At 65.0% G+C, this 21,942-nt stretch carries 19 protein-coding genes and 1 tRNA gene; 14 read left to right on the top strand and 6 right to left on the bottom strand.

The annotated features are described in order from the left end of the window. Position 1: 1 nt before the first annotated feature. From PSELUDRAFT_RS18860 to PSELUDRAFT_RS18845, 4 genes are all read left to right on the top strand, one after another. Positions 2-562, top strand: a complete 561-nt coding sequence (locus PSELUDRAFT_RS18860) for a PAAR domain-containing protein (protein WP_088968284.1) — start codon at positions 2-4, stop codon at positions 560-562. Continuing rightward, positions 559-1,281: a peptidoglycan recognition family protein gene (locus tag PSELUDRAFT_RS18855; protein ID WP_088968283.1), complete on the top strand. Its 723-nt coding sequence runs from the start codon at positions 559-561 to the stop codon at positions 1,279-1,281. Before PSELUDRAFT_RS18860 ends, PSELUDRAFT_RS18855 begins: the two co-directional genes overlap by 4 nt. A gap of 2 nt (positions 1,282-1,283) precedes the next feature. Continuing rightward, positions 1,284-1,625 (top strand): hypothetical protein, encoded by a 342-nt coding sequence (locus tag PSELUDRAFT_RS18850; protein WP_088968282.1) that lies wholly within the window; start codon positions 1,284-1,286, stop codon positions 1,623-1,625. A 384-nt stretch (positions 1,626-2,009) separates the two neighbouring features. Next, complete coding sequence (locus tag PSELUDRAFT_RS18845; RefSeq protein ID WP_088968281.1) at positions 2,010-2,483, top strand: Lrp/AsnC family transcriptional regulator; 474 nt, start codon at positions 2,010-2,012, stop codon at positions 2,481-2,483. 1 nt (position 2,484) lies between these two features. Here PSELUDRAFT_RS18845 and PSELUDRAFT_RS18840 read toward each other — a convergent pair whose 3' ends face one another. The 4 genes from PSELUDRAFT_RS18840 to PSELUDRAFT_RS18825 all read right to left on the bottom strand — a co-directional run bounded on the left by PSELUDRAFT_RS18840 (position 2,485) and on the right by PSELUDRAFT_RS18825 (position 10,539). Continuing rightward, the gene (locus tag PSELUDRAFT_RS18840; RefSeq protein WP_157725181.1) at positions 2,485-4,062 is read right to left on the bottom strand and encodes a diguanylate cyclase; all 1,578 of its coding nucleotides are present in this window, start codon (positions 4,060-4,062) and stop codon (positions 2,485-2,487) included. A gap of 204 nt (positions 4,063-4,266) precedes the next feature. Then, a complete protein-coding gene (locus PSELUDRAFT_RS18835) occupies positions 4,267-5,355 on the bottom strand; it encodes a hypothetical protein (RefSeq protein ID WP_088968279.1) in 1,089 nt (362 codons plus the stop codon). A gap of 63 nt (positions 5,356-5,418) precedes the next feature. Then, entirely contained in the window at positions 5,419-8,208 is a 2,790-nt protein-coding gene (locus tag PSELUDRAFT_RS18830; protein ID WP_088968278.1) for an ATP-binding protein, read from the bottom strand. Between the two features lie 168 nt (positions 8,209-8,376). After that, on the bottom strand, positions 8,377-10,539 hold the full coding sequence (locus tag PSELUDRAFT_RS18825) for a malate synthase G (RefSeq protein ID WP_088968277.1): 2,163 nt from the start codon (positions 10,537-10,539) through the stop codon (positions 8,377-8,379). A gap of 171 nt (positions 10,540-10,710) precedes the next feature. On the opposite strand from PSELUDRAFT_RS18825, the gene PSELUDRAFT_RS18820 reads away from it, so the two are divergent. From PSELUDRAFT_RS18820 to PSELUDRAFT_RS18795, 6 genes are all read left to right on the top strand, one after another. After that, a complete protein-coding gene (locus PSELUDRAFT_RS18820) occupies positions 10,711-11,607 on the top strand; it encodes a LysR family transcriptional regulator (protein WP_088968276.1) in 897 nt (298 codons plus the stop codon). Between the two features lie 150 nt (positions 11,608-11,757). Further along, positions 11,758-12,297 carry an iron transporter gene (locus PSELUDRAFT_RS18815; RefSeq protein WP_369800125.1) on the top strand — a complete coding sequence of 180 codons (540 nt, stop codon included), beginning with the start codon at positions 11,758-11,760 and terminating at the stop codon, positions 12,295-12,297. Positions 12,298-12,375: 78 nt separating this feature from the next. Next, positions 12,376-12,714, top strand: a complete 339-nt coding sequence (locus PSELUDRAFT_RS18810; protein WP_088968274.1) for a cupredoxin domain-containing protein — start codon at positions 12,376-12,378, stop codon at positions 12,712-12,714. Positions 12,715-12,724: 10 nt separating this feature from the next. Continuing rightward, positions 12,725-13,561: an FTR1 family protein gene (locus PSELUDRAFT_RS18805; protein WP_088968273.1), complete on the top strand. Its 837-nt coding sequence runs from the start codon at positions 12,725-12,727 to the stop codon at positions 13,559-13,561. After that, positions 13,558-14,964 (top strand): 4Fe-4S binding protein, encoded by a 1,407-nt coding sequence (locus tag PSELUDRAFT_RS18800; protein ID WP_231895267.1) that lies wholly within the window; start codon positions 13,558-13,560, stop codon positions 14,962-14,964. The genes PSELUDRAFT_RS18805 and PSELUDRAFT_RS18800 overlap by 4 nt, the downstream gene beginning before the upstream one ends. A 129-nt stretch (positions 14,965-15,093) precedes the next feature. Next, positions 15,094-15,178, top strand: a tRNA-Tyr gene (locus tag PSELUDRAFT_RS18795). 426 nt (positions 15,179-15,604) lie between these two features. Here the strand turns inward: PSELUDRAFT_RS18795 and corA are convergent. Continuing rightward, positions 15,605-16,576 (bottom strand): magnesium/cobalt transporter CorA, encoded by a 972-nt coding sequence (gene corA / locus PSELUDRAFT_RS18790; RefSeq protein ID WP_088968271.1) that lies wholly within the window; start codon positions 16,574-16,576, stop codon positions 15,605-15,607. Positions 16,577-16,781: 205 nt separating this feature from the next. On the opposite strand from corA, the gene PSELUDRAFT_RS18785 reads away from it, so the two are divergent. The 3 genes from PSELUDRAFT_RS18785 (at position 16,782) to PSELUDRAFT_RS18775 (ending at position 20,271) form a co-directional block, all read left to right on the top strand. After that, the gene (locus tag PSELUDRAFT_RS18785) at positions 16,782-18,596 is read left to right on the top strand and encodes an ABC transporter transmembrane domain-containing protein (RefSeq protein ID WP_231895266.1); all 1,815 of its coding nucleotides are present in this window, start codon (positions 16,782-16,784) and stop codon (positions 18,594-18,596) included. A 53-nt stretch (positions 18,597-18,649) separates the two neighbouring features. Continuing rightward, positions 18,650-19,660 (top strand): nucleoid-associated protein, encoded by a 1,011-nt coding sequence (locus PSELUDRAFT_RS18780; RefSeq protein WP_088968270.1) that lies wholly within the window; start codon positions 18,650-18,652, stop codon positions 19,658-19,660. Positions 19,661-19,731: 71 nt separating this feature from the next. Continuing rightward, positions 19,732-20,271 (top strand): DUF2059 domain-containing protein, encoded by a 540-nt coding sequence (locus PSELUDRAFT_RS18775; RefSeq protein ID WP_157725180.1) that lies wholly within the window; start codon positions 19,732-19,734, stop codon positions 20,269-20,271. Between the two features lie 176 nt (positions 20,272-20,447). Here the strand turns inward: PSELUDRAFT_RS18775 and fabI are convergent, their stop codons facing one another. Beyond that, on the bottom strand, positions 20,448-21,236 hold the full coding sequence (gene fabI / locus PSELUDRAFT_RS18770; protein WP_088968268.1) for an enoyl-ACP reductase FabI: 789 nt from the start codon (positions 21,234-21,236) through the stop codon (positions 20,448-20,450). Between the two features lie 173 nt (positions 21,237-21,409). On the opposite strand from fabI, the gene trxA reads away from it, so the two are divergent. Next, positions 21,410-21,739 (top strand): thioredoxin TrxA, encoded by a 330-nt coding sequence (gene trxA, locus PSELUDRAFT_RS18765; RefSeq protein WP_088968267.1) that lies wholly within the window; start codon positions 21,410-21,412, stop codon positions 21,737-21,739. The last annotated feature ends 203 nt before the right edge of the window (positions 21,740-21,942 follow it).

Below are 21,942 nucleotides of genomic sequence, written 5' to 3'. Positions count from 1 at the left end.
CATGACCAAGCGGGCCATCATTCGTCTGGGGGACCCCACCACGCATGGCGGGGTGCTGCTGGAGGCGTTTTCCAGCTTGCATGTTTATGGCAAGCCGGCATCCGGTATCGGGCATAAAGGCTATTGCCCGTTGTGCAAGCAGGCATTTGTCATCGTGGCTGCCGCCGAGAATGTCAGCTACTTCGGCAAGAATGTGGCTGTAGAGGGCATGCACACCTCTTGCGGGGCGGTGCTGATTGCGACGCAGCTGCAGGCCACGATAGACATCGTTCCGGATGCCAAAACTGCATCGACTCATGCAATGGCCCCTGAAGTGTTCCGGTCAGAAGCCCGAGCAGGCTTGCTATACGGGCATCGCTTTTTGATCGTCGATTCCGAAAGCAGGAAACCGCTGGCAAATCGTCGTTACACCGTGATGCACGCTGATGGTAGGGAGACGGCTGGTGTCACCGATAAGGCGGGGTATACGGAAAGCATCACCTCCGCCTGCGAAGAGGAAATCTCCATCCAGGTTGCGTTCCTTGCACCCGGTACGGTGTTCCACGGGCGCGAGCTGCCATGAGCCAGCGGCTATATGAAACCAGAGCCAGGCTGGTCAAGGTGGAGGCTGGCCAGCTTCCTGTTACCAGAATCACGATCAATGACCGGGCTGCGACCAGGGAAGCCATCATCCATGCCGTGCGTCGGGCCGGCGTGGAGTTTGTCCCGCGCTCGGATTGGGCTGCACACAAAAGCCGGAATGGGAACATGGTCGATGACTGGAACTATCAGCAGGTGGCTATTCATCATGCCGGACGCAGTTTCAGTTGCGGGCCTGCGGCTCTGCAACTGCAGCAAATCCAGGAAATGCAGATGGGAAAATCCCGGGCGGCGGCGGATGATATTGCCTACCACTATGCAATAGATTGTTTTGGCACGGTATATGAGGGGCGGGATATCCGCTTCAAAGGCGAGCATGTCCACAATTTCAATACCGGTGTTATCGGTGTAATGCTTCTGGAAAATCTGACCACCGCCGAAGAGGGGAAGGATTTTGTTGCCATGGCGCGAACAGTGCTCAGTGCCATGGGGCTAGCTCATCCGCCCGCCATCCCCGCCATGCAAGCGGAGTCGGTGGAGACGCTTGTCAGGGTTCTCCAGCAATTCTTCGAGATAAAAAAACTGGGTGGTCATCGCGAATTTCCGAGGCAATTGGGAGAGGGGAAAATCTGCCCCGGCAATATCGGCCTGGTATTCGTGAAGACGTTGCGGAATAAACTCGGCTTGTCGCTGCCTGGGTAGTCATGTTGAAAGGAAAAACTGTGCGATTGCGCTTTACCCGATGGGTGGTGATCTGCGTGGCCATGTCGGGTTTGCTGCTGACGTGGCTTTTTGTCGGTTATTTTGAATCCTATCTGGACGATGAGGTCCAGATGCATTTCTTCCTGAAGCAACACCCAACGCTGCGGCTAAGGTTCCATGACATATTTGCCAGCGAGGCAGATGACAAGAGGCTCGATAGCCTGTCGCGTGAAGAGCGGGCGGAATATTTCCAATACTGCCATTTCAGGTTTGGCACACTTACGGATGGTGATCAGGCATTGGTGACCTGCAAGCAGGCGACGCCTCCCTATCTGCCGAAATAGCTCTAGCCAGCGGCTAGTATCTTTTTCTCGCACAGCAGCAAAACAATGCGGCCAACCCTGGGGGATGCAGGGTTGGCCGCATGCTTTTTGTGCGCCCGGTGGGCGACTGGCTTTGTCCCGGCGCTTGCCGACCTCTTGTTTTGGCACGCTGCGCGACGGCGGCCAGCCTGGTGGGCGGCGGCGTTGGCGCCAGGCAGCGCGGCGGCGGGGTGGCCGGCGCTGGGCAGCTGGCGGGTGGCCGGCTGTCTGCCTGCATGCAAGGTGGGAAAAGTGTATGCCTGCCGGCGGTGAACAGGCTTTCGAACTGGCTGCCAGTTGCCATGCTTGCGGCTAGAATGTTTCCTGTATTGCCGATTCTGGTGATAAATGTTTCCGAGGTGGAAAATGCAGGAAAGCGAATTCACATTGAGCGCGCAGGACAGAAACATCCTGCGCGAGCTGCAGCGCAATGCGCGGCTGTCCAACGCCGAGCTGGCGGAGCGGGTGGGCATGTCGCCGTCGGCGTGCTGGAAGCACACCCGGCTGCTGGAGAAGGAAGGTTATATCCAGGGCTATGTGGCGCTGATCGACCAGAAGAAGATGGGGCTGCGCGACACGGTGATGATAGAGGTGACGCTGAACGCGCATGAGGAAGACACCCTGGCGCGCTTCGGCGAGGAGCTGGCGGCGCTGCCGGAGGTGCTGGAAGCCCATCTCTTGAGCGGCGAGTACGACTACATGATCAAGGTGGCGGTGGACGGCACTGCCGGCTACGAGCGCTTTCTGCGCGAGAAGCTGTACAAGATCCAGGGCATTCGCCACAGCCGCTCGCACTTCACCCTGCGCTGCATGAAGTCGGTGCCATCGGTGCAGGTGTAGCCTAGTCGCCGCTGTAGCAGCAGCCGCAATCCTTGCCCTGCGCCTTGGCCTGGTACAGCGCCTTGTCGGCCTGGCGGTAGGCATCGGCCGCCTGCGGCTGCGCACCGTGGTGCAGCAGCACGCCGCCCAGCGAGATGGTGAGCACGCCGCGCTGGCTGCCGGGGTGCTGGATGTCCTGTTCGCGCACCGCCCTGCCGATGTGCTGCATGAAGATGGCCAGGCGTTCGTTGTCCGGCTGGTTGGTGAGAATGGCGAATTCCTCGCCGCCCAGGCGGTAGACGCGGTCGTCGGCACGCTGCGCCACTTGCTGGATGGCGTGGGAAATATCCTGCAGCGCCTTGTCGCCGGCCGGGTGGCCCAGGGTGTCGTTGTAGTGCTTGAAGTCGTCCACGTCGAACAGGATCAGCGCCAGCGTGCTGCCGCCGCGCCTCAGCAGCGCCAGCGCGGTATGCAGCTGTTCGTCGAAGGCACGCCGGTTCCATAGCCCGGTCAGCCAGTCGTGGGTGGACAGCTCCTCGATCTTGCCCTGGCTGCGCAGCAGGCCCAGCACCAGCAGCAGGCCGCCACAGAGGAACAGTGCCAATAGCCACAGCGGCAACGATTGCCGCAGTGCTTCTTGGCGCAAGGCCTGCGCATCGCTATCCAGTACCAGGTACCAGTTGTTCACTTCCAGCGGGAACACCGCGCGCAGGTGCTGGCCGTTTTCGCGCAGGGTGTGCTGCGGCCAGTTCTGCGGCACCAGCAGCGGGGGCGGGCCACCTATGCTGGCCAGCCGGGCGCCGTCGGCCTGCAGCAGGTGGCGCGCGGTGTGGGCGATGGGCACACGCTCCAGCAGCCAGGCCAGGCGGTTGGTGGAGATGTCCACGCTGATGGCGCCGCGAAAGCGCCCGCGGTCGTGCACCGGCGCGGAGATGGTCACCATCCAGCCCTTGCCGGCCAGGTCCTGGTACACCGGCGTCCAGATCAGCAGGCCGCCGGGGTTGTAGGCGGGGTGCGCGCCCATGAAGAACTTCATGCCGAAGGTCTGCGGGGTGACGAAGAAGTCGCTCACCTCCACCCGCGGGTACAGGTACATGAAGCGCTCCGCCGAGGTGTAGTACACCCACGGGGTGTCCGGGTCGCGGGCGATCAGGGTGCGGAACAGCGGGGTGAGCGCCAGCGCCATCTGCATTTCGCGCAGCGCCTGCGACTCCGCCGGCGGTACGTCGCCCAGCCCGGTGATATTGCCCAGCTCCTGGTAGTCGAAGCCGTTGGGCAGCTGCAGCGAGTAGCCGTGGTACGCCGGCTGCGGTAGCAGGAACGGGTGCACATCCCAGGCCAGCGGGCTGCGTTCGGCCAGGTATTGCTCGGCCAGTACCTGCATGGCGTGCAGGGTGCTGCGGCGGATCAACAACTCGTGATCAATGCTGGCCACCAGCCGGTCGCCGGCGCTCAGCAGCTCGTGCCGGCTGCGTGACAACGCCTGCTGGTAGGCGCTCCAGGCCAGTAGCAGCGCCAGCAGAATCCCCAGGATGCCACCCACCAGCGTCAGCTGGCACATCAGCCGCGTGCGGCTGCGAGGAGGGGGGAGGTTGGCCATGTGGGCGCTCCGCTGCGGGGAGTCCGCGGCAATGACGGGCAGGCTAGGCCCCGCCCGGCGAGGCGTGTGCAAGCCTGGTGTACACATGGCGGCAAGCCGCAACCATGCGGCAGATTTTCAAGTCTGTCGTATTGAATACTAGGCAAGGCCGGCCGGCATTTCCATGCGGGCCGGCCTTGGGGGAGGGCGCTCAGGCGCAGTGGTTTACGAACACTTTGCCTTGGCGTCGGCAGCGCTCATGTTCTTGATCGAGGTGTAGTACAGGCGGCAGACCATATTGCTGTCGTTCTGCCAGGTGGTCTTGCAGCTGTCCAGCACGCCCTGTGCATCGCCGTCCGGTTTCTGGCCCATGGTGTTCTGCCAGCAGGCCACTTCCAGATCCTGCCCCATGATGGCAATGCCCTCCTGGTCGCTGCCGGCATACCAGATGTAGCTGGGGTGGTTGCCGCCCAGTACCGGTACCTGCTTGTTATTGCCGATGTCCACCTTGGCCAGCTGCAGTACGTCGAACTTGCTGCCCTCCGGCAGGTACTGCTGCGCGAACCAGGCGCGTGCCGGGCCGCCCAGCGCCACCATCGGGCGTACCGTGCTGCCGCCGGGCGCCGGCGCGGTCCAGCTGTTCAGCAGTGCGGCGGTGTACTGGCTGAAGTAGCTGTAGGTGCCGGTGAGCGCACTGCCGGCGCTGGCCGGGGCGGCGATGGGGGCGATGTCGGCGATGGTCTGGTACAGGCCGTTGTCACGCACGTTCATGCCGTTGTAGCCCAGCACCTGCGCCCAGCGCAGGGTGGTGGCGGCGGTCAGGTAGTCCTGGCTGTCGTTGAGCACGGTATCCGGCGGGAAGTGCAGCAGCTGCACGGTGCGGTGGTTGCGCATCGCCATGCCCAGGGTCAGGAAGAAGCGCCAGTCCGACTGCCAGATGCCTGCCTGTTGCACCGCTTGCGCGCCCTGGTAGCCCAGCTGGCCAATGGCCAGGTAGGACTGGATCACCGTGCCGTAGTCGTCGGCCGGGGCGTTGCGGATGGTGGCCTTGATGTGATCGCTATCGTTGCGCACTTCCACTGCCGGCGCCACCTTGGCGTTGGTGGCGCTGGCGTCGCGCAGGGTGTTCTGCATCAGCCAGTGGCTGACGGTCATCTCCAGCGAAGGTGCCGGTGCAGGGCAGTTCTGCTGGCAGTTGGGGTAGGAGAACAGTTTGGCGATGTCATCGCGCTTGCCCAGATCCACTTCCACGTCGCTGGCGAACGATGCCAGCGGCAGACAGGCCAACAATGCGGCCAACAGTGCTTTTTGCATGACTCCTCCTGGTAGTCGGCCGGCAGTCACGCTGACTGCCGCACCGGGGTCGTGAAGCAGCGTTCAGGCTCCCGGCGGCAGCTGCCGCGCCAGTGCCTGCTGCACCTCGTCCAGCGCCTGCGCCAGCTGCGCCACCAGCTCGCCCGGGGCGTTGCCTTCCTTGGCGGCTACATCCAGGCTTTGCGCCAGCTGTTGCACCTGCGGTGCGTTGATGTAGTGCGCCACGCTTTTCAGGTTGTGGGCGATGCGCTGGATTTCCGGCACATCCTGGCGGGTGGCGGCCTGGCGCAGCAGGTCGGCATCGCCGGCGTGGTATTTGCGGAACTTGCCCAGCACCGACAGGTACTGGCTGGTGCTGAGCCCGGCCGGCGGCTGCAGCGTGGGGTCGGCCGGGGCGGGGATGTCCACCGGGGCCGGGTCCACGTGCTGGCTTACCGTGTGGTAGAGCTGTTCCGGGGTGAAGGGCTTGGGCAGGTGGTCGTCCATGCCGGCGGCAATGGCTTCGTCGCGGGCAGAATCGAAAGCATGGGCGGTAACGGCGATGATGGGCAGGCGCAGCCCCTGTTCGCGGATGCGGCGCGCGGCGCTCAGGCCGTCCAGCTGCGGCATGTGGATGTCCATCAGGATGGCGTCGAACAGGTTGTGCAGCGCCATGTCCACCGCCTGGATGCCGTTTTCCGCGCACCACACCTGGGCGCCGGCGGCCTGCAGCAGCTCGCTGGCGATCTGCTGGTTGATGGGGTTGTCCTCGGCCAGCAGGATGCGCTTGCCGTGCAGGCGGCGGCCTGGTGCTTCCGCCATGGCGGTGTCTTCCACGGCAGCCTGCTGACCGTTGGTCAGCAGTGCCGCGCGCAGCTTGCCCGGCAGCAGTGGCGGCTCCAGCAGCTGCCATTCCGCGGGCAGTTCTGCCGGCAACGCGTCGCTTGCGGCCAACAGCAGCACGTGGGTATCGGCGGCCAGCAGGCTGCGCAGCTGGGCCAGGTAGTCATGCGTGCTGGTCTGTGCCGGCAGCTCGGTTATGACCCACTGCGGCCGGTAGCCCTGTTCCAGCTGGGCACGGGCGGCACCCAGCCCGCTGGCGCCGCGCACACTGGCGCCCAGCTGCTGCAATTGCTGCTGGGTATTGGCCCGGCCGTGATCGCTGCGCTCGATCAGCAGTACCGACAGCGGCTCGGGCAGTGGCGGCAGCTGGCTGCCGGCCTCGCAGGGCAGCGGCAGGCTGAAGCGGAAGCAGCTGCCGCGGCCAACCTCGCTTGTTGTCGTGATGGTGCCGCCCATGGCATTGACCAGCTGTTGGCAAATCGCCAGCCCCAGCCCGGTGCCACCGTAGCGGCGGCTGATGGATTCGTCGGCCTGGGTGAACGGCTCGAACAATTGCGCCAGCTTGGCGGCGTCGATGCCGATGCCGCTGTCGCTGACGGCAAACTGCAGTGTGACGTGGTCTGGCGTGCGGGCAAGGCAGCTGATGTCGAGGTGGACCTCCCCGTGGTCGGTGAACTTCACCGCATTGCTCAGCAGATTGAGCAGCACCTGGCCCAGGCGCACGGTATCGCCGTGCAGCACTTGCGGCACCTCCGGCGCCACCCGCACCAGCAAGGGCAGCGACTTCTGCGCCAGGGGCAGGCGCAGCTGGTCCACCTGTGCCTGCAGCAGCGCCTCCAGCTGGAACGGGCGCTGCTCCAGCGCCAGCTTGCCCATCTCGGCGCGGGAGAAATCCAGGATGTCGTTGATGATCACCAGCAGCGAATCCGCCGCCGAGCGGATTTTCTGCAGATAGTCGCGCTCGCGCGGCGCCACCTGCGGCTGCTGCAGCGCCAGGCCGCTCAGGCCGATGATGGCGTTCATCGGGGTGCGTATCTCGTGGCTCATGCGCGCCAGAAAGCCCGACTTGGCGCGGTTGGCCTCCTCGGCGGCGGTGACTGCCTGCTGCAGCTGGCGCGCCCAGCTGCGCACGAAGCGGTAGCCCAGGAAGCCCATGGCCAGGAACATGATGGCCACCACCAGGTACACGGCGGATGACGATGCGGCGATCAGCTCGCTGGCGTGCCGCCAGCCGGCAACGGTGCCCAGCATCTCGCTGCTGCGCACCGCATTGCGGCTGAGCCAGAACGACAGCGCGATATACAGGTACACCCCACCGATCACGATGCTGGCCGCCGGCAGGATCCAGCGCATGCTGGTATGTGGCTGCCGCTGGCTGCGGAACAGCTGGCGGTCGCGCCAGCGGGCCAGCGGTGTGGCCAGCAGGTACAGCAGCGGGCCGCAGATCAGCAGCAGCTGCAGGAAGTTGCCCAGCCACCAGCCCTGCCACAGCCCGAAGGCATCGCTGGAGCCCATGCTGTTGGTGTAGATCCAGATGAAGGCACCACTGGCGCTGAACACGCTGCTGAAGAAGGCGATCAGCGCAAAGAAGAACAACGAATCCAGTGTGCGCAGGTTCAGCGGCACCGGCAGCGCGCGGTAGGTGATGGAGAACACCGCCAGCCCCAGCGGGTTGGACAGCGCGAACAGCGCCGCCCAGCCCGGCGGCAGCCCGGCGTACAGCGACAGGCAGAAGGTGGCGGCGTAGGCGGGCAGCGCGCCCCAGCCCAGGCCGAACAGCAGGCACCACAGCAGGCATAGCGTCAGCGGCGGGTACACCGATACGTAGAACGACACGCCGCCAAAGTGCATCGGCATGCCGGACCACTGCCAGATCACCACGCCCAGCCCCAGGCCTACCGCGGCCAGCACCGACAATAGCCAGGCAGCCAGCAGCAGGCCGCGTGCGGCGGCGGGCGCCTGGCGCAGGCGTTGCAGTGAAACGGGCCGGTAGCCGGCCTGGGTGCCGAGGCTGGTGGTCAGATTATCCAATTGCTTCTCCACCGCCGGGGTGGCGGGTGCTTATGTCCGGTACAGCATTGTTAAGGATTTTGGCATAAACCAAACCATTTGGAATGTCCGGCTACGAAAACAGTTGTGGTAACGGGCAAGAAAAAAGCGCCCGGTGGGGCGCTTTGCGGTGCAACAAGAAGGCGTGGCTTACTGTGCCTTGGCCACCTGGCGCCAGGCGTGCAGCAGCGGCTCGGTGTAGCCGGACGGCTGCGCGCAGCCCTTGAACACCAGGTCGCTGGCGGCCTTGAAGGCCACCGAGCTGTCGAAGTTGCCGGCCATATTGCGGTAGGCGGCATCGCCGGCGTTCTGCTGATCGACCACCGCGGCCATGCGCTGCAGGGTTTCCCGCACCTGCGCCTCGGTCACGATGCCGTGGCGCAGCCAGTTGGCGATGTGCTGGCTGGAGATGCGCAGCGTGGCGCGGTCTTCCATCAGGCCGATGTTGTGGATGTCCGGCACCTTGGAGCAGCCCACGCCCTGGTCCACCCAGCGCACCACGTAGCCCAGGATGCCCTGCGCGTTGTTGTCCAGCTCCTGCTGGATGTCGGCGGCGGACCAATCGGGCTTGGCCGCAACCGGAATGGTCAGCAGGTCGTCCAGCAGTTCGGCGGCCGGCTGCGCTTCCAGCTGCTGCTGTACCTGCTGCACGTTCACCTGGTGGTAGTGCAGCGCGTGCAGCACGGCGGCGGTGGGCGAGGGTACCCAGGCGGTGTTGGCGCCGGCTTTCGGGTGGCCGATCTTCTGCTTCAGCATCTCGGCCATCAGGTCCGGCATCGCCCACATGCCCTTGCCGATCTGCGCGCGGCCACGCAGGCCGCTGGCCAGGCCCACTTGCACATTGTTGCGTTCGTAGGCGGTGATCCAGCTGGAGGTCTTCATGTCGCCCTTGCGGATCATCGGGCCGGCTTCCATCGCGGTGTGCATCTCGTCGCCGGTGCGGTCGAGGAAACCGGTGTTGATGAAGGCCACGCGGCGGCGCGCGGCGGCAATGCAGGCGGCCAGGTTCACGCTGGTGCGGCGCTCTTCATCCATGATGCCCAGCTTCACGCTGTACTGCGGCAGGCCCAGCAGCTGCTCCACGCGGCCGAACAGCTCGTCGGCGAAGGCTACTTCCGCCGGGCCGTGCATCTTCGGCTTCACGATATAGATGGAGCCGGTGCGCGAGTTGCCCTTGCGCTGCTGGTCGTGCAGCGCGATCAGGGTGGTCACCACCGCATCCATGATGCCTTCCTGGATCTCGCGGCCTTCGCCGTCGATGATTGCCGGGTTGCTCATCAGGTGGCCGACGTTGCGGATGAACAGCAGGCTGCGGCCATGCAGGGTCAGCTCGCCACCGGCGGCGGTGCTGTAGCGGCGGTCGGCATTCAGGCGGCGGGTGAAGCTCTTGCCGCCCTTGGCTACTTCTTCGCTCAGCGTGCCCAGCATCAGGCCCAGCCAGTTGCGGTACACCACTACCTTGTCATCGGCATCCACCGCGGCAACCGAGTCTTCGCAGTCCATGATGGTGCTGATGGCAGCCTCCATCACGATGTCCTTCACGCCGGCGCCATCCTGTGCGCCGATGGCGCTGGATTTGTCGATCTGGATCTCGAAGTGCAGGCCGTTGTTCTTCAGCAGCACGCCACTCGGGGCTGCTGCATCGCCGTTGTAGCCGATGAACTGTGCCGGCTGCTTCAGGCTGCACACGCTGCCGTTCTGCAGTGCTACCTGCAGCTGGCCGTCGGCCACGCGGTAGGCGGTAGCATCTTTGTGCGAGCCGCCTTCCAGCGGCGCGGCCTGGTCCAGGAACTCGCGACCGAAGGCGATGACCTTGCCACCGCGCAGCGGGTTGTAACCGCCGCTCTTGCCGGCGCCGTCGGCTTCGCTGATGGCATCGGTACCGTACAGCGCGTCGTACAGGCTGCCCCAGCGGGCGTTGGCCGCATTCAGCGCGTAGCGGGCGTTCATCACCGGCACCACCAGCTGCGGGCCGGCCTGCTCGGCCAGTTCGCTGTCGATATTGCTGGTGTCGATGCGGCTGTCGGCCGGCACCGGCTGCAGGTAGCCGATGCTGCCCAGGAAGGCCTTGTAGCCAGCCATGTCGGCAATCGGGCCGGGGTGGGCGCGGTGCCACTCGTCGATGGCGGCCTGCAGGCGGTCACGCTCGGCCAGCAGCGCACGGTTCTTCGGGCCCAGCTCGTGCACGATGGCGTCGAAACCCTGCCAGAACGTGTCGCTGGCGATGCCGCTGCCGGGCAGGGCTTCCTGCTCGATGAAGTCGTGAAGGTTGGCCGCAACGGCCAGGCGGTGTTTCTGGATGCGCGCAGTCATGGAAGCTCTCTCTGTAGACTTGTTTCTGTGGATATCCGTCTGTGGCTGGCGGCGGCTGTTGCCATGCTGCAAAGGCTTGCCGGTCATGCTGTTATGACGGCCAGTGTAGCCATGTTGCTGCGCTGCGCAAAGCGCTAAAATGCCACAACATCTTTTACTTTTGGTGCGGAAATGGACGTGTTCAAGCAACTGGAAACCTTCGTTTCAGTGGTGAATCTTGGCAGCCTGTCGGCAGCGGCACGGCAAGAGCAGGTGGTGCCGGCCATCATCGGCCGCCGGCTGGACGCACTGGAGCACCGCCTGGGGGCCAAGCTGCTGGTGCGCACCACGCGCAGCATCGCGCTGACGCAGGAAGGCAGTGCCTTCTACGAAGACTGCCTGCGCATCCTGGCCGAGCTGGAAGAAGCCGAGTCAGCGATTGCCAGCGGCAGCGGCCGTGCGCGCGGCCAGCTGCGGGTGTCGGCGCCGGCCGGCTTTGGCCGCCAGCACGTGGCGCCGCACGTGGCCAGCTTCCTGCACAAGCACCCGGACCTGCGGGTGGCGCTGGACCTGTCCGACCGGCTGGTGGACCTGGCGCGCGACCGCATCGACTGCGCGATCCGCATCTCCGACCTGTCCGACTCCAGCCTGATCGCCGTGCGGCTGGCGGAAAACCGCCGCGTGGTGGTGGCCTCGCCCGCCTACCTGGCGCGCCGCGGCACGCCAAAGACGCTGGACGACCTGGCCAGCCACGATTGCCTGACGCTGGGCGAAAGCCAGGGCCGCGGCTGGACCTTCAAGCAGGGCGGCGAGCTGCTCAACCTCAAGGTGCGCGGCGCACTGGAATGCAACGACGGCGCGGTGCTGCACGACTGGGCGCTGCAGGGCCTGGGCCTGACCTGGCGCTCGATGTGGGAGGTAAAGGACGACATCGGCGAGGGCCGGCTGGTGGCGGTGCTGGACAAGTATTCCTCGCCGGACTACCCGGTGTACGCGGTCATGGCGCAGCGCCGCTACCTGCCGGGGCGGGTGCGGCTGTTTATCGATCACCTGCGCGAGGTGTACGCCAGCCCCGGCTACTGGGACTGAGAGCCTGCATGTAAGCAGTGGCCGGGCAGTTGCCCGGCCATTTCTTTGAACACTATTGATAATAGTTCTCATAAATATTACTATCTCGCCCGTTGTGTCCTGGCTGGCCCGCTTGGCTGGCAGCAATCCAATTCGCAAGGGGAATCGATGATGCGTATGCGTAGCGCACTGTTGGCCGCAAGCCTGCTCACTCTGCCGCTGCTGGCTGCGGCGGCGGAATATCCGATTGGCAAACCGCAGATCAAGGCCGGGCTGGAGATCGGCGCGGTATACCTGCAGCCGGTGAAAATGGAACCGGAAGGCATGATGCGCAAGGCGGAGGAATCCGACGTGCATCTGGAAGCCGACATCCACGCGGTGAAGGGCAACCCCAACGGTTTTGGCGAAGGCGACTGGATGCCCTACCTGATGATCAAGTACGAGCTGCAGAAAGTGGGCAGCAAGGATGTGATCAAGGGCGACTTCATGCCGATGGTGGCCTCCGACGGCCCGCACTACGGCGATAACGTCAAGCTGATGGGCCCGGGCAAGTACAAGCTCAAGTTCACCATCATGCCGCCGAGCATGAACCCGCATGCCCACTTTGGCCGCCACGTGGACAAGGAAACCGGCGTTGGCGCCTGGTTCAAGCCGTTCGACCTCAACTACGAGTTCACCTACGCCGGTATCGGCAAGAAGGGCGGCTACTAAGCCTCGCCGTTCTGGATACTGATCAGCGCCGTCGGCCTTGCCGCGGCGCTGTATCGCTTTACATCACGGGAAACCACCATGGGTAACGCCATTCGTCTACTGGCCCTCGCGCTGCTGCTGCCGGGCGCACTGAGCACCGCTGTTGCCGCCGACCTGCCGGTGTTCCGGCTGGAACTCAACGACGGCAAGATCAGCAGCCACCAGATCAACGTGCCGGCCGGCGTCCGTTTCAAGATCGAAATCGTCAATAAGGGCAAGACCGCCGCCGAGTTCGAAAGCCTGCAGCTGCGCAAGGAAAAGGTACTGGCGCCGGGGGCGGACAGCTTCGTGGTGCTGGGGCCGCTGTCGCCCGGGCAGTACAAGTTCTACGACGAATTCCACATGGCGACCACGCAGGGCGTGATCGTCGTCAAATAAGGGGCCGCACATGGGACAGGTATTGTTCATCGTCTGGCGCGAAAGCGTGGAGGCGATGCTGGTGGTGGGCATTCTGCACGCCTGGCTGTCGCACAACGCGGCGGACAGCGGCGGCAAGCGCTGGCTGTGGGGCGGGGTAGGGCTGGGCTTACTGTTGGCCGCATTGCTGGCCTTCGGCCTGTTTGCCGCCGCCGAGCTGCTGGGCCCGCATCAGGATGCCTTCCAGGCCGGCATGGTGTTCGCGGCCGCCGCGCTGATCGTGCACATGGTGCTGTGGATGCGCGCGCATGGCCGCACGCTGAAGAAAGACCTGGAGTCCGGTCTGGCGCAGCAGGCCGGCAGCCGCAACTGGTGGGGCGTGCTGACCCTGGTGGCCATTGCCGTGGCGCGCGAAGGCAGCGAGGCGGTGGTGTTCCTGTACGGCATGATGGCCGCTGCGCCGCGCGAGCAGCTGGGTGGCATGGCACTGGCGGGGCTGGCCGGCCTCGGCCTGGCGCTGCTGACTTTCTGGCTGCTGCAGCTGGGGGGCAAATACCTGTCGTGGCGGCTGTTCTTCCGCGCTACCGAAATCATGCTGCTGCTGTTGGCCGCAGCGCTGTTCATCAGCGGTGTGGACAAGCTGCAGTCCATGGAACTGCTGCCGTCGCTGATCGACCCGCTGTGGGACAGTTCGGCACTGCTGGACGACATGTCGCCGGCCGGCGGCGTGCTGGCCGCGCTTACCGGCTACCGTGCCCACCCGTCGCTCACCAGCCTGCTGGCCTATGGCGGCTACTGGCTGGCGATCATGGCACTGCTGCGCTGGCGTAACGGCCGGGCAGCAACGGCAGTGCGGAGCGCGGCATGAGTTGTAGCGGCAGCATGGCCTTGCGCCCGGCCGGCCGCCTGGCCCGCCTCGGCGACTGGCTGCGCGATCACGCCGGGCTGATCCGCGGCCTGCAGTGGCTGGTCGTGCTGGTGTACGCGGTATTGCTGGTGGTGCCGGCCATGCTGCCGCTGCCGGACGACACCGCGCACGTGTGGAACAACCTCACCATCGTCGCCGAGTTCGCGTTCTGGGGCATCTGGTGGCCGTTCGTGCTGCTGTCCATGCTGCTGTTCGGCCGCCTGTGGTGTGGCGTGCTGTGCCCGGAGGGCGCGCTGGCAGAATGGGCATCGCGCCATGGCCGCGGCCGGCCGATTCCGCGCTGGATGCGCTGGGGCGGCTGGCCGTTCGTGGCATTCGTCTGTACCACCGTGTACGGCCAGATGGTCAGCGTCTACCAGTACCCCAAGGCAGCACTGCTGGTGCTGGGCGGCTCCACCGTGGCAGCCGTGGCGGTGGGCTACTGGTACACCCGCGGCAAGCGCGCCTGGTGCCGCTACCTGTGCCCGGTCAATGGCGTGTTCGCGCTGTTGTCCAAGCTGGCGCCGGTGCACTTCCGTGTTGACCAGGCCGCCTGGCAGCAGGGCGGCCCGGCCCGGCGCAGCATTGCCATCAAGGCGGTGGATTGCGCGCCGTTGCAGCCGATCAGCCAGATGCAGGGCGGCAGCGGCTGCCATATGTGCGGGCGCTGCAGCAGCCATCGCGATGCGGTAACGCTGAGCCTGCGCTCGCCGTCGGACGAGATCGTGCGCGTGGCCGCGCGCGAGGCGGACGGCTGGCAGACGCTGCTGATCGTGTTCGGCCTGATGGGCGTGGCCATCGGCGCCTTCCACTGGAGCGCCAGCCCGTGGTTCGTCGCCCTCAAGCAGGGCCTGGCCGAATGGCTGGTGGCGCACGAATGGTTCTGGCCGCTGGAAACCAATGCGCCGTGGTGGCTGTTCACCCACTACCCGGAAAAGAACGACGTATTCAGCTGGCTGGATGGCAGCCTGCTGCTGGGCTACATCGCGGCTACCGCGCTGCTGCTGGGCACGGTGAGCATGTTGCTGCTGGCGCTGGCCGTACGCCTGGGCGGGCGCTGGCAACGGCAGCGGCTGCATCACCTGGCGCAGGCGCTGATTCCGCTGGCCGGCTGCGGCGTGTTCCTCGGCCTCACCGCGGTAACGCTGGCCCTGCTGCGCGGCGAGGGCCTCTACTGGTACTGGATCAACCAGCTGCGCCTGGCGCTGCTGCTTGCGGCCAACCTTTGGTCGCTGTGGCTGGCGCACGGCATCGTACAGCTGTGGCAGCCACGCTGGCTGCGTCGGGTGCCGGTGCTGCTGGCGTTTACCGGCGTGTTGCTGTGGGTGGATAGCGCCTGGGGCTGGCTGTTCTGGTGGTGGTAGCCTGATCTGCGTGTCCTGCAAGTGACTGATTGCAGACACCTTATCGGATTTGTGAAAAATTCTTGCAGAATTTCTGCAAGAAACGGTTGACGGAGGCGGAGGCTACCGATATTATTCGCCTCCTCTTCTGGCGGGATTCCCGAGCGGTCAAAGGGAGCAGATTGTAAATCTGCCGGCTCTGCCTTCGAAGGTTCGAATCCTTCTCCCGCCACCAGAATCAAGAAAAGCCCGTGTCGAAAGACACGGGCTTTTCGCATTTGGCAAAGCCCTGCGTGTGCCGCAGGGCTTTGGTTATGTAAGCAGGAAGGCTGCCGGCTCGACCACCGGGCAGGAGCGGCCCGGCGGTGCCGGGTCCGGTAGAACGTGAGCAGGGTAGGCGGTCAGCAGCCTGAAGCCCGTGTCGCAAGACACGGGCTTTTTGCATTCGGTAAAGCCCTGCGTGTGCCGCAGGGCTTTGGTTATGTAAGCAGGAAGGCTGCCGGCTCGACCACCGGGCAGGAGCGGCCCGGCGGTGCCGGGTCCGGTAGAACGTGAGCAGGGTAGGCGGTCAGCAGCCTGAAGCCCGTGTCGCAAGACACGGGCTTTTTGCATTCGGTAAAGCCCTGCGGTGCCGCAGGGCTTTTGCATTGCAGCGCATGGCCTACAACCACCCCACCTTCTTGAAGCGCCACCACAGCAGCAGGTCCAGCACCGCCATCACCAGCAGCGTTACCGGGTAGCCGTCCACGCTTTTCAGCTCCGGCATGTTCTGGAAGTTCATGCCGTAGATGCCGGCGATCATGGTGGGCACCGCGAACAGCGCCGCCCAGGCCGCCAGCTGCTTGCTCACGCTGGAGTCGTCCAGCGAGATCATTGCCAGGTTCACCTGGATGGCGGTAGCGAGCATGTCGCGCTGCGATTCCAGGCTGCGGATGATGCGTGCGAGGTGGTCGTCCACGTCACGGTAGTAGTCGTGCAGCCCGCCGCACACCCGCGGCACGCGGCCGCCGTGCAGGCGTGCCACTGCTTCGTGCAGCGGGATCACGGCGTGGCTGACGGTGACCAGCTTGCGTTTGAGGCTGTACAGGTCCTCGATATTGCGTCGTGCCGAACTCTTGCGGTTGAACAGCCGCTCTTCCAGTTCGTCCAGCTCGTCCTCCAGCTGGTGCATCACGGCAAAGTAGCGGTCCACCACTGCATCTATCAGCGCGTAGAACACGAAGCCGGCGCCAATCTGCAGCAGCTCCGGTTCATGCTCGCAGCGGTCGCGCACGCTCTGGAAGCCCTGGCGCGTGCCATTGCGGATGGACAGCACGAAGTTGGCGCCCACGAACAGGTCCATCTCGCCTACGCGCAACTCGCCCGATTCGGTGGGCTCCAGTGTCTGCAGCACGCAGAACAGGGTATCGCCGTATTCCTCCAGCTTGGGGCGCTGGTGGCCGTTGCGCGCGTCCTCCACTGCCAGTTCGTGCAGTTCGAACTGCTGCGCCATGGCGTCCAGTTCCGCTGGGTCCGGCTCGCGCAGCGCCACCCACACAAAGCAGTCCGGGCGCAGCAGGTAGTCGTGGATGTCCTCGCGCGGCAGGTCGGCCAGTTTCCGGCCGTTCTGGTAGGCAACGCAGTTGATCAGCATGGCAGTCTCCCCCGCTTGCTGCCGCGTGCTCGCGGTCTGGCGGTGTGTGCTTATGTTATGTTGGCCGCAAGGCGGCATGGCAAGCCAGGCGGCCAGGTCATGCTGCCGCCATTGCCGCGGGGAGGCAAGCGCCACGGGCTGCGGCCGGCTTGAAATGCGTGCCGGTGGCAGCATGTACAGGGTTTATCTTCTTGCGGGAGCGGCGGTGAAACGATCCTTCCTGTTGCAGCGGCTGACGCCGCTATCCGGCCTGCTGCCGTTCATGCGCCCCTACCGCGGGCGCTTCGTGCTGGCGGCACTGGCACTGCTGATGGCTGCCGGTGCCACGCTGCTGCTGCCGGTGGCGTTCCGCTACCTGATCGACCACGCCTTTGCCCGCCGCGAGGCGGTGGACGGCTACTTTCTGGCGCTGTTCGCGGTGGCGGCGGTGCTGGCGCTGTTCACCGCGCTGCGCTTTTACCTGGTGTCGTGGCTGGGCGAGCGCGTCACCGCCGACATGCGCAGCGCGGTGTACCGCCACGTCATCGCCATGAGCCCGGAATACTTCGAGACGCTGCAGACCGGCGAGGTGCTGTCGCGGCTCACCACCGACACCACCCTGGTGCAGACGGTGGTGGGCACCAGCCTGTCCATGGGCCTGCGTAACGTACTGCTGATGCTGGGCGGCCTGGTGATGCTGGCAGTGACCAGCCCCAGCCTCACCGGCTACATCCTGATCACCCTGATGGTGGTGGTGCTGCCGATCATGATCTACGGCCGCCGCGTGCGTGCGCTGTCGCGCGCCAGCCAGGACCGCATCGCCGATTCCAGCGCGCTGGCTGGCGAGACGCTGAACGCGGTGCAGACGGTGCAGGCCTTCGCGCAGGAGGACTACGAGCGGGAGCGCTTCGGTGCCTCGGTGACGCGCGGTTTCGATACCGCGCTGGCGCGCGTGCGTGCCCGCAGCCAGCTCACCGCCATCGTCATCCTGCTGGTGTTCGGCGCCATCGTGTTCGTGCTGTGGCTGGGCGCGCACGCGGTGCTGGCCGGGCAGATGAGCAGCGGCCAGCTGGCACAGTTCATCCTCTACGCGGTGGTGACCGCCGGCTCGATAGGCGCGGTGGCCGAGGTATGGGGCGATCTGCAGCGCGCCGCCGGCGCCACCGAGCGGCTGCTGGCGCTGCTGGCGCAGCGCTCGCCGGTGCTGCCGCCGGCCAGGCCGCAGCCCTTGCCGGCCACGGGCGAGGGTATTCGCCTGCAAGACGTAGGCTTTGCCTACCCGTCGCGCCCCGGCATGCCGTCGCTGGATGGCGTCAGTCTGTGGGTGAAACCGGGCGAGCAGGTGGCACTGGTAGGGCCGTCCGGCGCCGGCAAGAGCACGCTGTTCCAGCTGCTGCTGCGCTTTTACGACCCGCAAGTTGGCCGCATCAGCATCAACGGCGCCGCCGTGGCGCAGCTGGACCCGGCCGAGTTGCGCCGCCACGTCGGCATCGTGCTGCAGGACACGGTGATCTTTGCCGCCAGCGCGCTGGAGAACATCCGCTACGGCCGGACGGAGGCGACTGACGCCGAGGTGATCGCCGCCGCACAGGCAGCCGCGGCGCATGACTTCATCGAAAAACTGCCGCAGGGCTACCACAGCTTTCTGGGTGAGCGCGGGGTGCGGCTGTCCGGCGGCCAGCGCCAGCGCATCGCCATTGCCCGCGCCATCCTGAAGAATCCGCCGATACTGCTGCTGGACGAGGCCACCAGCGCGCTGGATGCCGAGTCGGAGCAGCTGGTGCAGGCGGCGCTGGAGCGCGCCGCGGCCAATCGCACCACGCTGGTGATCGCCCACCGCCTGGCCACGGTGAAGCAGGCGGATCGCATCGTGGTGCTGGACGCCGGCCGCATCGTGGCGGAAGGCCGCCATGAGGAGCTGCTGGCGCGCTCGCCGCTGTACGCAAGGTTGGCCGCATTGCAGTTCGGCGCTGCCGGCAACCATGCGGCTAACCTTGTTGCAGAAGCAGCGGGCGGCGATAATCCCGCCTCCAGTAAATAGACAGATACCTCGAACAGCCCTGCTTTTCGAGGTTCCCGGGAGTAGGACACAGCATGCAAATCAGCGAAGCCAGAGTAGAACGACTGGTCATCCACCGTGTGGGCAACCCCAGCCGCGGCGAACCCTTGCAGTTGTCCGGCAAGGCCATCGGCGTGGACGAGGCGGTGTCGGCGCTGATTCTGGAGGGCTACCTGAAGGGCATCGTGTCGGACAAGAAGAAGTTCCAGTTCGTGCACGAGACCGATCTCAACCTCAATGAGCTGTACCACTACAGCCGCCGCTTCTTCCGTGGCGAGGTGGATCTGCTGGAGGTGTCGGGGCAGATTGCCAAGCACCTGTACGCACGCTCGCAGCACCCCAATATCGCTGCCGGCGACCTGCTGATCATCCTGTTCTCCGGCCTCGGCGAAGCCGATGCACCGCAGCGCGCGCTGGGCATCTTCAAGGCCGAGATCCAGGAGGACTTCCTCACCATCATCGAAAGCGGCGAGGTGTTCGACATCAGCCACGCCTCCGGCATCAACCCGCGCCTGATCGACAAGGGCGCGCTGGTGCTGGAAAGCGGCCCGCAGCTGTACGCGGTGGACCGCCTGGGCCACGAGGCCAAGTTCTGGGTGGACGACTTCCTGCGCGCGCTGCGCGTGCCGGACAGCAGCTCCACCAGCAAGCTGGTGGCCGAGGTGATCGAGCAGGTGGCGGAGGAGATTGCCGACCCGGCCGAGCAGCTGCGCTTCCGCGACGAGGTGCTGACGCACTGCAAGAGCGAGCCGGAGGTATCGCCGCGCGATATGGCCGACATGGCCGAGCGCTACGTGCCGGCGAATGAAGTGAACCGGCTGTTCGACAACGCGGCGGAAAGCTACGGCTTTTCGCTGGAAAGCGAGGCGCCGCTGCCGGCGCAGGGCGTGGCCAAGCGGCTGGAGAAATTCTGGAGCAAGGTGGGGGTGGGGCATGGTGTCAGCCTGCTGCTGCCGTCCGACCTCAGTCTGCAGAACGTGCAGAGCGTGAAGGGCGACAATGGCGAATTGACGCTGACCCTGCACCTGCTGCAGCGCGAAGAATAAAGCCAACCGTTTTGACCGGCCTTGCCGCGGGGTGTCAAACTTGCGGCCAACCCATGATCAAAGGATGTTTCATGTTTGCCATTCGTTCGATGAAGACAGTTGTTGCCGTACTGGCACTGAGCCTGCCGCTGCTGGCCCACGCCGATGCCGCCCAGGATGCCGCCGCCAAGGAACTGGCGCAGCAGATAGGGCTGGGTAATGTGCTTAACGACCTGGCACTGCGCACCACCAGTTCCGCCGGCCCGCTGCTGCAGGAATACTTTGCCAAGAACAAGGTCAACCTGACGCCAGAGCAGCAGAAAAAGGCCCAGGATGGCTTCAAGGGCTATATGGATGGCGTGCACAAGGCGGCAGTGGATTACTTTGCCTCCGCACCGGTGAAGAAGCAGTTCGAGCAGGAAGTGGCCAAGGGCTACAGCGCGCAGTTCTCTGCTGCCGAACTGCAGCAGATCGTGGCCTTCTACAAGACGCCGGCCGGGCAGAAGCTGGTCAAGCTGCAGCCGGCGGTGGTGGATGGCATCATCAAGAACATGCTGGCTGGCGGCGAGAAAACGCTGCTGCCCAAGATGCGCGCACTCGCCGAGACCTACGGCAAGAGCATCACCAAGTAATACTGGCCGGGCAGGGGGCCTGGTGGCCCCACCCGGTGCAGGCAGCAGGTGTGCAGTGTAGCCCGTGAACGACAAAAAGCCCGGGGCGGGGTAATGAAACAGTTGCCTGTTGGCATGCTTCATTACCCCGCCCCGGGCTTTTGCCTGGGCGCGCCCTTGCGGGCGGCACGGGCTTCTTATGCGTCCGGTACGTTCAGCGAGTTGATGCTGAAGCCGGCGTCAACGTAGGTGATCTCACCGGTAATGCCGGAAGCCAGGTCCGACAGCAGGAAGGCGGCGGAGTTGCCCACTTCCTCGGTGGTCACGTTGCGGCGCAGACAGGACTGGTTGGCAGCCATGCTCAGCAGCTTGCCGAAGCCGGAGATGCCGGCGGCGGCCAGGGTCTTGATCGGGCCGGCGGAAATGCCGTTCACACGGATGCCGTCCTTGCCCAGGCTGGCAGCCATGAAGCGTACCGAGGCTTCCAGGCTGGCCTTGGCCAGACCCATCACGTTGTAGTTCGGGATGGCACGTACCGCACCCAGGTAGGACAGGGTCAGCAGTGCGGCATTGCGGCCCTGCATCATCGGGCGCGCGGCCTTGGCCAGTGCCGGGAAGCTGTAGGCAGACACGTCATGCGCGGTCTGGAATGCTTCGCGGGACAGGGCGTCCAGGAAGTCGCCTTCCAGCGATTCGCGCGGGGCGAAGGCAATGGCGTGCACCAGGCCATCCAGCCCGTCCCAGGTCTTGCCCAGGTCGACGAACAGCTGGTTGATTTCGTCGTCGTTCTGCACGTCGCAGCGGTATACCAGGCTGCTGCCGAAGTCGGCGGCCATTTCGCGCACGCGCTCTTCCAGCTTGTCCACCACGTAGGTGAAGGCCAGTTCGGCGCCTTCGCGGTGACAGGCCTGTGCGATGCCGTAGGCAATGGAACGATTGGAGATCATCCCGGTGATCAGAATCTTCTTGCCTTGCAGGAAACCCATATTGAATCCTCTTCAACCGATTTAGCGCGGCATTATAACCAGCAATTGTCAGACAGTCTCGTTTCTCTATGTTGCCGGCAATAGGCGCGCGGGAATCAGGGTTGCCGCTGCCGTGCCCTGTTGCTAACATCGACCCATCCCACATCAACAAAATCCATCGAGAGGACTACCCCATGAGCAGCGAGCTGATTCTGCATGTAACCGATGATTCTTTTGAGCAGGAAGTTCTGAAAGCCCAAGGCCCGGTACTGGTGGATTACTGGGCGGAATGGTGCGGCCCGTGCAAGATGATCGCGCCGATCCTGGACGACGTGGCCAAGGAATACCAGGGCCGCCTGACCATCGCCAAGCTGAACATCGACCAGAACGAAGCCACCCCGCCGAAGTTCGGCATCCGCGGCATCCCCACCCTGATGCTGTTCAAGAACGGCGAAGTGGCCGCCACCAAGGTGGGCGCACTGTCCAAGACCCAGCTGATCGAGTTTCTGAACGCCCAGCTGTAAGCCATTCCAATGGCTTGAACCCAGCGGCCCGCCCTTTATCGGCGGGCCGTTTGTCATCCGGCATTGACAAGCCGGCGACTCATCCACTATCTTCCGGATAGTCCTTACGAGCGGCACTTGCGCCGCTCGATTCATATCTGTCCCCTTCACGTCTTTCCCGAACCGGCGCCCGCGCCGCCCTTGTGACATTAACGTCCGACAGC

The organism is Vogesella sp. LIG4, assembly GCF_900090205.1.
Taxonomy (GTDB): Bacteria; Pseudomonadota; Gammaproteobacteria; order Burkholderiales; family Chromobacteriaceae; genus Vogesella.
This window is presented reverse-complemented; position numbering and strand designations above follow the sequence as displayed.